This is a genomic window from Acidovorax sp. Root217 (assembly GCF_001428645.1).
Lineage (GTDB): Bacteria > Pseudomonadota > Gammaproteobacteria > Burkholderiales > Burkholderiaceae_C > Acidovorax.
Genome location: NZ_LMIH01000034.1, coordinates 69973 through 84630 on the forward strand (window position 1 = coordinate 69973; position 14658 = coordinate 84630).

At 64.8% G+C, this 14658-nt stretch carries 14 protein-coding genes and 1 tRNA gene; 9 read left to right on the forward strand and 6 right to left on the reverse strand.

The window, feature by feature from the left end:
- Window positions 1-28: 28 nt before the first annotated feature.
- The 5 genes from prfA to ASE31_RS25465 all read left to right on the forward strand — a co-directional run bounded on the left by prfA (window position 29) and on the right by ASE31_RS25465 (window position 5008).
- Window positions 29-1117 carry a peptide chain release factor 1 gene (prfA, locus tag ASE31_RS25445; protein WP_057204949.1) on the forward strand — a complete coding sequence of 363 codons (1089 nt, stop codon included), beginning with the start codon at window positions 29-31 and terminating at the stop codon, window positions 1115-1117.
- 24 nt (window positions 1118-1141) lie between these two features.
- Complete coding sequence (gene prmC, locus ASE31_RS25450) at window positions 1142-1993, forward strand: peptide chain release factor N(5)-glutamine methyltransferase (RefSeq protein ID WP_057204951.1); 852 nt, start codon at window positions 1142-1144, stop codon at window positions 1991-1993.
- 52 nt (window positions 1994-2045) lie between these two features.
- Window positions 2046-2369 (forward strand): Grx4 family monothiol glutaredoxin, encoded by a 324-nt coding sequence (gene grxD, locus ASE31_RS25455; protein ID WP_057204954.1) that lies wholly within the window; start codon window positions 2046-2048, stop codon window positions 2367-2369.
- Window positions 2370-2554: 185 nt separating this feature from the next.
- A complete protein-coding gene (locus ASE31_RS25460; RefSeq protein ID WP_057204957.1) occupies window positions 2555-3562 on the forward strand; it encodes an AAA family ATPase in 1008 nt (335 codons plus the stop codon).
- A gap of 114 nt (window positions 3563-3676) precedes the next feature.
- Window positions 3677-5008, forward strand: a complete 1332-nt coding sequence (locus ASE31_RS25465; protein WP_057205230.1) for a hemolysin family protein — start codon at window positions 3677-3679, stop codon at window positions 5006-5008.
- A gap of 13 nt (window positions 5009-5021) precedes the next feature.
- Here ASE31_RS25465 and ASE31_RS25470 read toward each other — a convergent pair whose 3' ends face one another.
- Both ASE31_RS25470 and ASE31_RS25475 read right to left on the reverse strand, forming a co-directional pair.
- Window positions 5022-5693, reverse strand: coding sequence for a lytic transglycosylase domain-containing protein (locus ASE31_RS25470; RefSeq protein ID WP_057204960.1), 672 nt, complete (start codon window positions 5691-5693; stop codon window positions 5022-5024).
- Complete coding sequence (locus ASE31_RS25475) at window positions 5690-7432, reverse strand: proline--tRNA ligase (protein ID WP_057204964.1); 1743 nt, start codon at window positions 7430-7432, stop codon at window positions 5690-5692. Before ASE31_RS25475 ends, ASE31_RS25470 begins: the two co-directional genes overlap by 4 nt.
- A 92-nt stretch (window positions 7433-7524) precedes the next feature.
- Between ASE31_RS25475 and ASE31_RS25480 the strand changes: the two genes are divergently transcribed.
- The gene (locus ASE31_RS25480; RefSeq protein WP_057204967.1) at window positions 7525-8226 is read left to right on the forward strand and encodes an RNA pyrophosphohydrolase; all 702 of its coding nucleotides are present in this window, start codon (window positions 7525-7527) and stop codon (window positions 8224-8226) included.
- 175 nt (window positions 8227-8401) lie between these two features.
- On the opposite strand, the gene proB is transcribed toward ASE31_RS25480, so the two are convergent.
- From proB to rplU, 4 genes are all read right to left on the reverse strand, one after another.
- On the reverse strand, window positions 8402-9544 hold the full coding sequence (gene proB, locus ASE31_RS25485) for a glutamate 5-kinase (RefSeq protein ID WP_057204970.1): 1143 nt from the start codon (window positions 9542-9544) through the stop codon (window positions 8402-8404).
- 100 nt (window positions 9545-9644) lie between these two features.
- Window positions 9645-10715 carry an Obg family GTPase CgtA gene (cgtA, locus tag ASE31_RS25490; RefSeq protein WP_057204973.1) on the reverse strand — a complete coding sequence of 357 codons (1071 nt, stop codon included), beginning with the start codon at window positions 10713-10715 and terminating at the stop codon, window positions 9645-9647.
- A 181-nt stretch (window positions 10716-10896) separates the two neighbouring features.
- Window positions 10897-11154, reverse strand: a complete 258-nt coding sequence (gene rpmA / locus ASE31_RS25495; RefSeq protein WP_007854552.1) for a 50S ribosomal protein L27 — start codon at window positions 11152-11154, stop codon at window positions 10897-10899.
- 15 nt (window positions 11155-11169) lie between these two features.
- Window positions 11170-11481 carry a 50S ribosomal protein L21 gene (rplU, locus tag ASE31_RS31260; RefSeq protein WP_024814187.1) on the reverse strand — a complete coding sequence of 104 codons (312 nt, stop codon included), beginning with the start codon at window positions 11479-11481 and terminating at the stop codon, window positions 11170-11172.
- 226 nt (window positions 11482-11707) lie between these two features.
- Between rplU and ASE31_RS25505 the strand changes: the two genes are divergently transcribed.
- The 3 genes from ASE31_RS25505 (at window position 11708) to pilB (ending at window position 14630) form a co-directional block, all read left to right on the forward strand.
- Window positions 11708-12637: a polyprenyl synthetase family protein gene (locus ASE31_RS25505; RefSeq protein WP_057205233.1), complete on the forward strand. Its 930-nt coding sequence runs from the start codon at window positions 11708-11710 to the stop codon at window positions 12635-12637.
- A 50-nt stretch (window positions 12638-12687) separates the two neighbouring features.
- Window positions 12688-12764 (forward strand) — tRNA-Pro (locus ASE31_RS25510).
- A 129-nt stretch (window positions 12765-12893) separates the two neighbouring features.
- Entirely contained in the window at window positions 12894-14630 is a 1737-nt protein-coding gene (gene pilB, locus ASE31_RS25515) for a type IV-A pilus assembly ATPase PilB (protein ID WP_057204979.1), read from the forward strand.
- Window positions 14631-14658: the final 28 nt, after the last annotated feature.

Below are 14658 nucleotides of genomic sequence, written 5' to 3' on the forward strand. Positions count from 1 at the left end.
ACGCAGCCCCTCCCCCCTTTTTCAACGCATGAAGACTTTTCTCAGAAACCAGTTGGAGCGCTATGCCCAGCGCTTGGGCGAGCTCGATTTCCTGCTCTCGCGCGAGGACATCATGGGCGACATGGCCCAGTACCGCCTGCTGTCGCGCGAGCACGCCGAGGTGACCCAGGTGGCAGGCCGCTATGCGCGCTACGTGCAGCGCGAGGCCGACCTGGCCGGCGCGCGCGAGATGCTGGCCGACCCCGACATGACAGAGATGGCGCAGGAAGAGGTCACCGGCGCCGAAGCCGAGCTGCTGCAGCTGGAGGACGAGCTGCAGCGCCTGCTGCTGCCCAGGGACCCGGACGACACGCGCAACGCCTTCATGGAAATCCGCGCGGGCACGGGCGGCGACGAGTCGGCCCTGTTCGCGGGCGACCTCACGCGCATGTACTCGCGCTACGCGGCCAATGTGGGCTGGAAGGTCGAGGTGGTGAGCGAAAACGCGGCCGAGCTCGGCGGGTACAAGGAAATCGTGCTGCGCATCGAAGGCGACAACGTCTACGGCACCCTCAAGTTCGAATCCGGCGGCCACCGCGTGCAGCGCGTGCCTGCGACCGAGACGCAGGGCCGCATCCATACCAGCGCCTGCACGGTGGCCGTGATGCCCGAACCCGACGAGACCGAGGCCATCAAGCTCAACCCGGCAGACCTGCGCATCGACACCTTCCGCGCCAGCGGCGCCGGCGGGCAGCACATCAACAAGACCGACTCGGCCGTGCGCGTGGTGCACTTGCCCACCGGCATCGTGGCCGAATGCCAGGACGGCCGCAGCCAGCACAGCAACAAGGCCAAGGCACTGCAGGTGCTGCAGGCGCGCATCCAGGAAAAGGAGCGCAGCGAGCGCGCCGCCAAGGAGGCCGCGCTGCGCAAGGGCCTGATCGGCAGCGGCGACCGCAGCGACCGCATCCGCACCTACAACTTCCCGCAGGGCCGGCTCACGGACCATCGCATCAACCTCACGCTGTACAAGCTGCTCTTGGTGATGGAAGGCGACCTGGCCGACGTGCTGCAGGCCATGGCGCATGCGCGCGAGGCCGAGCAGCTCGAAGAGCTGGAGATGGGAGCTGCCGCCTGACGGCCGGCACCCGCCCTCGCCGCCATGGATACCACCGCTAATCCACCCGCCACCGTGGTTGACGCCCTGGGCCAGGCCCGCACCCTGGGCTTGGCGCGCATCGACGCACAACTGCTGCTGCTGCACGTGCTGGGCCGCGCCACCACCGACCGCGCCTGGCTGTTGGCGCACGACACCGATGTGCTCGCACCGGATGCCTCGGATCGCTACCAGACCCTGTGCTTGCGCCGCGCGGCGGGCGAGCCGGTGGCCTACCTCACGGGATACAAGGAGTTCTACGGCCTGGCGTTGCAAGTGGACGCCCGCGTGCTGGACCCGCGCCCCGACACCGAAACACTGGTGGACTGGGCCCTGGAGATCATCTCCCCCATGCCCGCCCCCCGCGTGCTGGACCTGGGCACAGGCAGCGGCGCCATCGCCGTGGCACTGCAGCACCAGTGCCCGGCCGCGCGCGTGCTGGCCGTGGACGCCAGCGCCGACGCACTGGCCGTGGCGCAGGCCAATGCGCACCGCCTGGCACTGCCCGTGCAGTTTGCACAGGCCAACTGGCTGCAGGGCGTGGAAGGCCGCTTCGATGCCATCGTCTCCAACCCGCCCTACATTGCTGCCGCCGACCCACACCTGGCCGCCTTGACCCACGAGCCGCTGCAGGCCCTGGCCAGCGGCGTCGATGGGCTGGACGACATACGCACCATTGTGGTGCAATCCCCCAATCACCTTGCACCGGGGGGTTGGCTGCTGCTGGAGCATGGCCACGACCAGGCGCATGCCGTGTGCGAACTGCTGCGCGCCGAGGGGTTCGGCGAGGTGCAAAGCCGCATGGATCTGGCCGGCATAGCACGCTGCTCCGGCGGACAATGGCCGACAGTGAAATAATCTGGTTATTGCGGGTCTCCGAGGCCCGCCAGCCCTTTCAAGGAGTATTCCCATGAGCGACCCCCAGCAACGCATCGACGCCCTCGTGAAATCCAGCGACATCCTGCTGTTCATGAAGGGCAACGCCAGCTTCCCCATGTGCGGTTTTTCGGGCCGCGCGATCCAGATCCTCAAGGCCAGCGGCGTGGACCCCAAGTCCGTGGTCACGGTGAACGTGCTCGAAGACGACGAGATCCGCCAGGGCATCAAGGAATACAGCCAGTGGCCCACCATCCCGCAGCTGTACGTCAAGGGCGAGTTCATCGGCGGCTCGGACATCATGATGGAGATGTACGAATCGGGTGAACTCAAGCAGGTGCTGGGCACCGGCGAGTAATTGCGCCCTGTACCGGCACCTTCGGTGGGGCCGCCTTCGGGCGGCCTTTTGCATGGCGGCAACAAACGAAGGTAACAGCTGCGCAAAACCGGTTGTCAGGGCTTTTCCTGCGCTTGGCCGGGCATGTTGTGTGCTTGAATACTTGTGTGACGTGACGCTTTTGCAACTCACAAGGAGAGCATGCGATGACCAGCCATAGCCTTGTTCCCCAACCACCCGCCCTGCGCCTGCCGGTGGCCCAGATGCGCAATGTGTTCCACCCCGGCGACGTCGAGCGCAAGCTCTCGCGGCTGCAGGAGTCGGGCAACCAGCGCGAGTACGAAACCCTGCGCACTGTCTACGAGCGCATGCTGGAGCGCGGGCCGGAACGCTTCCAGGTCAAGCCCTCGGGGGTGCCCGACATGGTGAGCCTCTACGAGCAGTTGCCCAACTTCACGGACGTGCTGGACGACGTGAAGCGCCATGTGGCCCTGGCCCAGGACAGCTGCGACGGGCTGGAAGTGACGCCCATGCTGCTGCTGGGCCCCCCGGGCATCGGCAAGACCCATTTCGCGCGCCACCTGGCCGAGTTGCTGGGCACGGGCATGAACCTGTTGCCCATGAGCTCCATGACCGCAGGCTGGCTGCTGTCGGGCTCGTCGGCCCAGTGGAAGGGGGCACGCCCCGGCAAGGTCTTCGAGGCCCTGGTGGAGGGCGAATACGCGAACCCGGTGATCGTGGTCGACGAGATCGACAAGGCCGCGTCGGACGCGCAGTACGACCCGCTGGGCGCGCTGTACAGCCTGCTCGAGCACGACACGGCGCAGAGCTTCACCGACGAGTTCGCCGAGGTGGCCATCGACGCGAGCCAGGTCATCTGGATTACCACGGCCAACGACACGCGGGGCATCCCCGACCCGATCCTGAACCGCATGAACGTGTTCGAGGTGGAAGCGCCCACGCTGGCGCAGGCGCGCACCATCGCGCGCAACCTCTACCAGGGCATACGCGCCGGGCACGACTGGGGCCGCCTGATCGACCCCGAGCCGCAGGGCGATGTGCTGGACCTGCTGGCCACGATGCCACCGCGCGAGATGCGCCGGGCGCTGATGACCGGTTTCGGCAATGCGCGGCTGGAACGGCGCTCCACGGTGGAGGTGGCCGATCTGCCGCGGGCCGCCGCCGGGCGTGGGCGCATCGGCTTCGTGCAGTAGGCGGCCAGGCCGCAGTCCCGCAGCGGTAGCGCGCCAAAGGGCGCCGTGGTGCACCGGGCAGGCAGATACACTCTGTAGCCCGGTGTGCCGCAGCGCCACGTTCTGTCGCTCTTCATGTCCCTGACCCAAAGCTTTTTCGTGATCGGGCTGCTGATTGCAGCCAGCGCCTTCTTTTCCATGGCCGAAATTTCGCTCGCGGCCGCGCGCCGCCTGCGCCTGCGCCAGATGGCGGACGAAGGCGACGCGCGCGCCGATCGCGTGCTGCGCATGCAGGAGCAGCCGGGCGACTATTTCACGGTGGTGCAGGTCGGGCAGAACGCAGTGGCCATCCTCGGCGGTATCGTCGGCGAGGGGGCGCTGAGCCCGCATTTCAGCACGCTGTTCGGCTGGTGGCTCAGCGAGGGCAATGCGCAGACGACGGGCTTTCTGGCCTCGTTCCTGGTCATCACCTCGCTGTTCATCCTGTTTGCCGACCTGTTCCCCAAGCGCCTGGGTATGGCCGAGCCCGAGCGGCTGGTGGTGCGCCTGGCCAAGCCCATGGCCTGGTGCATGACGATTTTGCGCCCGGTGGTGTGGTTCTACAGCCGGCTGGCAGATGCGCTGTTCCGCGTGCTGGGGCTGTCTTCGCTGCGCGATGACCGCATCACCTCGGATGACATCCTGGCCATGATGGAGGCCGGCACCCGGGCCGGCGTGCTGGCAGCGCGTGAGCAGCAGGTGATCACCAACGTGTTCGAGCTGGACACACGCATGGTGTCGAGCGCCATGTCGCAGCGCGACCGGGTCTCCTTTTTCCTGCGCGACGAGTCAGACGCGGTGATACGCCTGCGCATCGCGGCAGAGCCGTTCTCGACCTACCCGGTGTGCGAGGGCGACATCGACCATGTGGTGGGCTATGTGGACGCCAAGGACCTGTTCCAGCGCGTGCTCAACAACCAGCCCATCTCGCTGGCCGACGACAGCCTGGTGCGCAAGGTGCTGATCGTGCCGGACCGGCTGACCCTCTCCGAGGTGCTCGAACAGTTCCGCCAGGTGCACGAGGATTTCGCGGTCATCGTCAACGAGTACAGCCTGGTGGTGGGCGTGGTGACCCTCAACGACGTGATGAGCACGGTGATGGGCGATCTCGTATCCCCACTGGACGAGGAGCAGATCGTGCGGCGCGACGAGAATTCCTGGCTCATCGACGGCGTGACGCCCATCGGCGACGTGCTGCGCGCCCTGTCGCTCGACGAGCTGCCCCATGCCGAGGAGTACGAGACCCTGGCCGGCTTTTTGATGGTGATGCTGCGCCGCGTACCGCGCAGAACGGACAGTGTGAGCTGGGGTGGCTACAAGTTCGAGGTGCTGGACGTGGACAGCTACCGCATCGACCAGGTGATGGTTTCGCGCCTGTCGCAGGCCGGCAGCCAGGACAACGCCAACACCCCCGGAACCATCGTCTAGCTCCCGCGAGAGATCAGCCTGCTGCGGGCCGGTCGACATACTCCCAGCTGCGCTGGGCACCGAAGACGGCATTCGGATAGGGCGGGCGCCCCCGGCTGCCGTTGTAGCGGCCCAGCGCCATGAACAGATCACCGCGCTCGCGGTCGATGTAGTGGCGCAGGATCACACAGCCAAAGCGCAGGTTGGTCTGCATGTGGAACAGCTTGCCGGCGTCGCCGTCGCCGATCACGCGCGTCCAGAACGGCATGACCTGCATGTAGCCGCGCGCGCCCACGCTGGAGACGGCGAACTTGCGGAACCCGCTCTCTACCTGGATCAGGCCCAGCACCAGGGACACATCGAGCCCTGCGCGCTTGGATTCGTACCAGACGGTCTGCAAGAAGTCGCGGCGCACCTCCCACTCGGGCTTGCGCCGGCGCAGGCGGTCGCTCATCGCGGCCAGCCAGCGGGTGTAGTGCAGGCGGGTGTCGGTGGTGAAGAACTCGGGCTCGGGTGGGGCCTGGTTGGCGATGGCCGAGCTCAGCGCGGTGCGCACCGAGTCCATCAACGGCTCTTCGAGCTGGCCCCCAGCTTGCGCCAGCGTGGGCGCAGCCAGCCACGCCGACGGCCCCAGGAGCGACGCGGCAAGGCAGGTGCGACGGGACAGGCCAGGGCCCCCGCCACCGAAGCCGTGCACCCCACTCATACCGCCATGCGGCCCTTCACATGGGCCCAGATGTCGGTGATGGCCACCTTGGTGGCAGCGCTGTCGCGGCGGTGCTGGTACTCGACCTGGCCTTCCTTGAGGCCCCGGTCACCAATCACCACGCGGTGGGGCACGCCGATCAGTTCCCAATCGGCGAACATGGCGCCTGGGCGTTCGCCCCGATCATCCAGCAGCACATCGACGCCGGCCGCGAGGAACTCGGCGTACAGCTTGTCCGCCGCGACCTTGACCTCTTCGCTGCGGTCCATGCCAATGGGGCAGATGACCACGGTGAAGGGGGCGATGGCGTCGGGCCAGATGATGCCGCGCTCGTCGTGGTTCTGCTCGATGGCTGCGGCCGGCAGGCGGGTGATGCCGATGCCGTAGCAACCCATCTCCAGCGGCTGGGGCTTGCCGTTCTCGTCAAGGAAGGTGGCGTTCATGGCGCGGCTGTACTTGGTACCGAGGTAGAACACATGGCCCACTTCGATACCGCGCTCGATCGCCAGTTCCCCCTTGCCGTCGGGCGAGGCATCGCCGGCCACGACGTTGCGCAGGTCGGCCACGGCGTCGGGCTCGGGCAGGTCGCGGCCCCAGTTCACGCCGGTCATGTGGAAATCGGCCTCGTTGGCGCCGCAGATCCAGTCGGCCATGAGGGCCACGTCGCGGTCCACAACGGTCTTCACGGGCTTTTTCAGGCCCAGGGGGCCCAGGTAGCCGGGCTTGCAGCCGAAGTGCTCCTCGATTTCGCCGAGGGTGGCGAAGCGGAAGCCCGCCAGGCCTGGCACCTTGCCGGCCTTGATCTCGTTCATGTCATGGTCGCCGCGCAGCAGCAGCAGCCAGACCTGCGTCTTGACGATTTCGCCCGCATCGTTGGTCTCGTCGGTGGCCAGCACCAGCGACTTGACGGTGGTGTTCAGCGGAACGTTCAGCAGTTGGGCCACGTCGGCGCAGGTGCTTTTGCCGGGCGTGGGGGTCTTGGCGAGGGCCTGGGTGGCGGCGCCGCGTGGGCCCGCGGGCGCCAGGGCCTCGGCCTTTTCCATGTTGGCGGCGTAGTCGCTGCCGGGGCAGTAGACGATGGCGTCTTCGCCGGTGGCGGCGATGACCTGGAACTCCTCGCTCAGGTCGCCGCCGATGGCGCCGCTGTCGGCGGCCACGGCACGGTAGGTCAGGCCGAAGCGGTCGAAGATGCGGCGGTAGGCCTGGGCCATGACCTGGTAGCTCGCCTTGGCAGCAGTCTGGTCGCGGTCGAAGCTGTAGGCGTCCTTCATGGTGAACTCGCGCCCCCGCATCAAGCCGAAGCGGGGACGGCGCTCGTCACGGAACTTCGTCTGGATCTGGTAGAAATTCTTTGGCAACTGTTTGTAGCTGCGCAGCTCCTGGCGAGCGATGTCAGTGATCACTTCTTCGCTGGTAGGCTGGATGACGAAGTCGCGGCCATGGCGGTCCTGGATGCGCAGGAGTTCAGGGCCCATTTTCTCGAAGCGCCCTGTCTCCTGCCAGAGCTCGGCGGGCTGCACCACGGGCATGGCGAGCTCCACGGCGCCGGCACGGTTCATTTCCTCGCGCACGATGGCCTCGACCTTGCGCACCACGCGCAGGCCCATGGGCATGTAGTTGTAGATGCCGGCGCCCAGCTTCTTGATCAGGCCGGCCCGCGTCATGAGTTGGTGGCTGACCACCTCGGCGTCCGCAGGCGCTTCCTTGAGGGTGGAAATAAAGAATTGGGAGGCTTTCATCGGCTTCGGCAGAGGGCGTCTGGGTGCAGCCCACTTGCTGCGCTCAAAGCGCCGTGCATAATGGACACAGTTTAAAAATTTGGGGTTTGATTATGCTTGACCGGGACGGCTTTCGGCCGAACGTCGGCATCATCCTGCTCAACCAGAAGAACCAGGTGTTCTGGGGCAAACGCATCCGCACCCACAGCTGGCAGTTTCCACAGGGTGGCATTGACCGGGGGGAAACCCCGGAACAGGCCATGTTCAGGGAGCTGCACGAAGAAGTGGGCCTGCACCCCAACCACGTGCGCTTGGTGGCCCGTACACGGGACTGGTTGCGCTATGAGGTGCCTGACCGGTACATCCGCCGCGATGCGCGCGGACACTACAAGGGCCAGAAGCAGATATGGTATCTGCTGCAACTGGTCGGACACGACTGGGATCTGAACCTGCGTGCCACCAACCACCCGGAGTTCGACGCCTGGCGTTGGAACGACTACTGGGTGCCGCTGGACGTGGTGGTGGAGTTCAAGCGCGGCGTCTACGAAATGGCGCTGACGGAGCTGGCGCGTTTCCTGCCCCGCAACGAGCAGCGCAACCGCTACCTGCGCAGCGGCATGCGTGCGCGCGATGAACACGCGGGCAGTGCCATGTTCCGCACCGGTTCACTGCTGGTGAACCCGGGCATGGAGCTTCCGCCGGGTGCGAGTTTCGACCCCGATCCACAAAACAGCCGGCCCATGGCGCTGGAAGAGTTGCCTGCCATTTCTTCAGACACGGGGAGCAGCAGCAGCTTCCCTCCCACGCCCAAATAACAAGCACCGATGCGTGTGCAGGCAGGCCTTGGCGGCTTGCCATGCTCCGCGCCCGAGGCAGCCATACCGGGTGTCTGCCCCATGCAGCCGAGCGTACTGGCGGGAGATACGCCCCGACCGGGACATTTTTCTGACCAGAATTGCCCTGGCAGGCTGTGGATCGCCTACTGACCGCCTACTTGATTGTCAGCACCATGTTGTCGCGGTGCACCATCTCGGCCTCGGCCACGTAGCCGAGCAGGCGTTCGAACTCTGAGGAAGACTTGCGGCACAGCAGGCGGGCCTCGGCGCTGGCATAGTTGGCCAGGCCCCGGGCGATCTCCACGCCAGCCAGGTCGCGCACGGCGATCACGTCGCCGCGCGAGAAATCTCCCTCGACGGCCGTCATGCCGATGGGCAGCAGGCTCTTGCCTTCGTCGCGCACCTTGGCAGCGGCGCCGGCATCGACCAGCACGGCACCGCGCAGTTGCAGGTGGTCGGCCATCCACTGCTTGCGGGCCTGCTTTTTCTGCGTCTGCGCCACCAGCAGGGTGCCCAGGGCCTCGCCCTTGACCAGGCGCACGAGCACGTCCTGCTCGCGCCCCCAGGCGATGACGGTGGAGGCGCCCGAGCCGGCCGCGCGCTTGGCCGCCAGGATCTTGGTGATCATGCCGCCCTTGCCGATGCTGGAGCCGGCGCCGCCGGCCATGGCTTCAAGCGCGGGGTCTCCGGCCTTGGCCTCGTGCACGAATTGTGCGGCGGGGTCACGGCGCGGGTCGGCCGTGTACAGGCCCTTCTGGTCGGTGAGGATAACGAGCGCGTCGGCCTCCACCAGGTTGGCCACCAGAGCCCCCAGGGTGTCGTTGTCGCCGAACTTGATTTCGTCGTTGACGACTGTATCGTTCTCGTTGATCACCGGCACCACGCCCAGGCGCAGCAGGGTGAGCAGGGTGGAACGCGCGTTCAGGTAGCGCTCACGGTCGGCCAGGTCGGCATGGGTGAGCAGCACCTGGGCACTGCCCATGCCCTGCTCGCGCAGCTTGGTCTCGTACATCTGGGCCAGGCCCATCTGGCCGACGGCGGCGGCAGCCTGCAACTCATGCACTTCATGCGGGCGGGTGGTCCAGCCCAGGCGCTTCATGCCCTCGGCAATCGCGCCGCTGGAGACCATGATCACCTCGCGCGGCACCCCACCGCCCTCGCCGCGCACCAGCGCAGCGAGTTGCCGGCTCCACTCGCCGATGGCCGCCTCATCCAGGCCGCGGCCTTCGTTGGTGACCAGGCTGGAGCCTACCTTGACGACGATTCGGCGGGCATCCCGCAGCACACTGGAAACCATTTTTGCTTCTTTTGCCTCTGTCGCTGGGCGGCCAGGATGGCTGCCATCACTGCATTGTTCTGTACAGGCCCATGGTCATGGGCCTGTGCTGCCCGGTTTTTCAGTCGGGCGCATCGCCCGCAAAGCGCGGATCGATTTCCTCGGGCGTGTTTTCCACGCGCTGTTGCGTCTGCACATGCCGGTAGATGGCATGGATCAGCGGCTCGCAGCCTTCGCGGGTGAGCGCGGAGATCTGGAACACCGGGCCCTTCCACTTGAAGCGCTTGACGAAATCCTTCACGCGCGCCTCGCGCTCTTCGGCCGGCACCATGTCCAGCTTGTTGAGCACCAGCCAGCGCGGTTTGTCGTGCAGTTGCTGGTCGTACTTCTTGAGCTCGCCCACGATGGCCTTGGCCTGCGCCACCGGGTCGACCGCGTCGTCGAACGGCGCCAGATCCACGATGTGCAGCAGCAGGCGGGTGCGCTGCAGGTGACGCAGGAACTGGTGGCCCAGGCCCGCGCCTTCGGAGGCACCCTCGATCAGGCCAGGGATGTCGGCGATCACGAAGCTCTGCTCGGGAGCCACGCGCACCACGCCCAGGTTGGGGTGCAAGGTCGTGAAAGGGTAGTCCGCGATCTTGGGCCGCGCATTGGACACGGCGGCGATGAAGGTGGACTTGCCTGCATTGGGCATGCCCAGCAGACCCACGTCGGCCAGCACCTTGAGTTCGAGCTTGAGGTTCTTCTTCTCGCCGGGCCAGCCGGGCGTCTTCTGGCGCGGCGCACGGTTGATGGCGCTCTTGAAGCGCATGTTGCCGAAGCCGCCATCGCCGCCCTTGGCAATGGTGACCACCTCGCCCGGGGTGAGCAGCTCAAACAGCACCTCGCCGGTTTCGGCGTCGGTGAAGATGGTGCCCACGGGCACCTTGAGCGTGATGTCCGAGCCAGCGGCGCCGAACATGTCGGAGCCCATGCCATGCTCGCCGCGCTTGGCCTCGTGCCGGCGCGAGTAGCGGAAATCGACCAGGGTGTTCAGGTTCGGGTCGGCTACGGCAAACACATGCCCGCCCCGGCCGCCATCGCCCCCATTGGGACCGCCGAACTCCTTGTATTTTTCGTGCCGGAACGACACGCAGCCATTGCCACCATCACCGGCGGCAATGTCAATATAGGCTTCATCGACGAACTTCATGGGTATCCAGTTTACAAAAGAGCGCTGCGCAAGAAAATCACCGGTGAAGGAGCAGCAGGGCTTTGCTCTTTTCGAGGGGCGTGCAATACGCCGACAGGACGCGCCGGCAGGAAGTACCAGGCTGTCCAAACAACAAAGCCCCGACCAGGCGGGGCTTCGTTTGCTGCCGGGGTGAAAACCCTCAGGCGGCCGTCACATTGACCGTCGACTTGGACAGGGCACCCTTGGTGCCGAACGACACGTGGCCGTCCACCAATGCGAACAGGGTGTGGTCCTTGCCCACGCCCACGTTGGTACCGGGGTGGAAACGGGTACCGCGCTGGCGCACGATGATGGAGCCAGCACTGATCAGTTCACCACCGAACGCCTTGACACCCAGCATCTTTGGCTTGGAGTCACGTCCGTTTCGCGTAGAGCCGCCGCCTTTTTTCTGTGCCATGACATCAGCTCCCTGTTAAGCAGCGATCACGCCGATTTGCAGTTCGGTGAACTGCTGACGGTGACCTTGACGTTTCTGATAGTGCTTGCGACGGCGCATCTTGAAGATGTGCACTTTGTCGTGCTTGCCGTGCGCCACGACAGTGGCTTTGACCGTTGCACCGGACACCAGGGGCGTACCCACCTTCAGTTCAGCGCCGTTGCCGACAGCCAGAACCTGGTCGATCACAATTTCCTGGCCTACGTCCGCAGCAATCTGTTCTACTTTAATTTTTTCGCCGGAAGCAACGCGATACTGCTTGCCGCCGGTTTTTATGACCGCGTACATGTTGACCTCTTGATATGAGTTCCGCAGACGAATTTCTGCAGAGCCCGCTAGTTTAGCATAGCCCATGGATCGTAGCAAGCCAGCGACATCTGCACCGTACGCAGCACATCGCCAGGACGGGAAGGCCATGGCCGTTCCTATAATCCGCTGCACTCTGAGCGCTCCTATCTTGACTGACCATTCCCAAACAGCCGCCACGCCCGCACTCACGCTCATCGCCGCCGACATGCACGAGGTGGACCGGGTGATTGCAGCACGCCTCACTTCCTCCGTCCCCCTGGTCGCGCAGATCTCGCAGTACATCATCGCGGCGGGCGGCAAGCGTCTGCGCCCTGCGCTGCTGCTGCTGGTCTGTGGCGCCCTCGGCTACCGCGGCGCGCATCGCTTTGGCCTGGCCGCCGTGGTGGAACTGATCCACACCGCCACGCTGCTGCATGACGACGTAGTGGACGCATCCACCCTGCGGCGCGGCCGCGCGACGGCCAACGAGGCCTTCGGCAACCCGGCCAGCGTGCTCGTGGGCGACTTCCTGCACACGCGCTCCTTCCAGATGATGGTGGAAACCGGCAGCATGCGTGTCATGGAGATCCTCTCGGAGGCCACCAACGTGATCGCCGAGGGCGAAGTGCAGCAGCTGATGAACATGCACGACGCCTCGCTGGATGAAGAGGGCTACCTGCGCGTGATCCGCTCCAAGACTGCCAAGCTCTTCGAGGCCAGCGCCCGGCTGGGCGCCATCCTGGCGGGTAGCCCGCCCGAACTCGAAGAAGCCTGCGCCATGTACGGCCAGGCGCTGGGCACGGCGTTCCAGATCATCGACGACGTGCTCGACTACGATGGCGATGCCAGCGAGATGGGGAAAAACCTCGGTGACGACCTGCGCGAAGGCAAATCCACCCTGCCTCTGATCGCGGCCATGCAGCGCGGCACCAGCGCCCAGGCCACCATCATCCGGGAAGCCATCGAGCAAGGGTCCACCGAGCAGTTGCCAGCCATTGTCGCCATCGTCCGGGAAACCGGCGCACTGGAAGTTACCCGCGCCGCAGCCGTCTCGGAAGCCCACCGGGCCATCGCCGCCCTGAAGACCTTGCCCGACAACGATTTCACCGCCGGCTTGCTACACTTGGCATCGCAATTGCTGGACCGTCGCGCATAGGCCACACCCTCATGCAGCGTGCGGTCCCGGCGCCTCTTGCGGGCGCCATGCGGGGTGTAGCTTAGCCTGGTAGAGCGCTACGTTCGGGACGTAGAGGCCGGAGGTTCGAATCCTCTCACCCCGACCACATCTTCCTGCCTGCACAAAATCACGCTCAAGGTGTGGTGCCAGCGCCAATATGCAGCGCTGTACAGGTCAATGCCAATAGGCGATGATAGGATGGCTCGTTGTCCACCCTTAACACATTACCGGTTACATGGCTGCTGTAGATACTGCTCAGAAAGAAACACCTGCAATAGCCCTTCCGGGCTTGGGGCGGGCGTTGATGTCTGCGGGAAAGCTGACCCAAAAGGCAGCCGAAGATATTTACAAAAAGTCACAAGTCAGCCGCACCAGTTTTATTGCGGAATTGACAGGTTCGGGGGTGGTGTCCGCGACGGACCTGGCCCACACGGTATCGGCCGTATTCGGCGCCCCGTTGCTGGACCTGGAAGCCATCGACCCTCTGCGGCTGCCCAAGGACCTGCTGGACGCCAAAATCTGCCAGTCCTACCGGGTGGTGGTGCTGAGCAAGCGCAACAACCGCCTGATCGTTGCAACGGCCGATCCCACGGACCAGGAAGCCGCCGAGAAAATCAAGTTCACGACCCAGATGGGGGTGGACTGGATTATTGCCGAATATGACAAACTGAATCGACTGGTAGAAAGTAGCACCAAATCGACCAGTGAGTCGATGGAGAGCATGACCAGCGGGGGCGATTTTGAGTTCGACGATGTCCCCATCGAAGAAGCGGCAGATCCAGCCGATGCAGGCGCCTCCGACGTCGAGGATGCCCCGGTTGTCAAATTCCTGCACAAGATGTTGCTCGATGCCTTCAATATGCGGGCATCCGATCTGCATTTTGAACCCTATGAGCACCAGTACCGCGTGCGATTTCGCATTGACGGTGAATTGCGCGAAATCACATCGCCTCCGATTGCCATCAAGGACAAGCTGGCCTCGCGCATCAAGGTGATCTCGCGCATGGATATTTCCGAAAAGCGCGTGCCGCAGGACGGAAAGATGAAACTGAAAATCGGCCCCGACCGGGTGATCGATTTTCGGGTGAGCACCCTGCCCACACTGTTTGGCGAAAAGATCGTGATCCGTATTCTCGATCCCTCCAGCGCCAAATTGGGTATCGACGCACTGGGCTATGAACCCGAAGAAAAGGCGCGCCTGATGGACGCGATCAGCCGCCCTTACGGCATGATTCTGGTGACCGGTCCCACCGGCTCGGGCAAGACGGTGTCGCTCTACACCTGCCTGAACCTGCTGAACAAGCCGGGGGTGAACATCGCCACGGCAGAAGACCCCTCGGAAATCAACCTGCCCGGTGTGAACCAGGTCAACGTCAACGACAAGGCCGGGCTGACCTTTGCCGTGGCGCTCAAGTCCTTTCTGCGCCAGGATCCAGACATCATCATGGTGGGGGAAATCCGCGATCTGGAAACAGCCGATATCTCGATCAAGGCGGCCCAGACGGGTCACTTGGTGCTGTCCACGCTGCACACCAACGATGCCCCCACGACGCTCACGCGCATGCGCAACATGGGCATCGCACCTTTCAATATCGCGTCCAGCGTGATCCTGATTACTGCGCAGCGATTGGCACGGCGACTGTGCCCCGTGTGCAAGGTGCCTGCAGACATTCCTCATGAGGCGCTTGTGGATGCGGGCTACTCCGAGGAAGAGCTGGATGGATCCTGGGTCCCCTACCGTCCGGTGGGTTGCTCTGCCTGCAACAACGGATACAAAGGCCGCGTCGGGGTCTACCAGGTGATGCCCATCACCGAGGAAATCCAGCGCATCATCCTGCGCGACGGCAGTGCGCTGGAAATCGCCGAACAGGCCCGGTCGGAGGGGGTGCGATCCCTGCGCGATGCAGCCCTTTACAAGGCCAAGCTGGGGCAGACCTCTCTTGAAGAGGTGTTGGCCGTGACCAACGAATAAACATTACAGAATAGCGACGGGGAATACC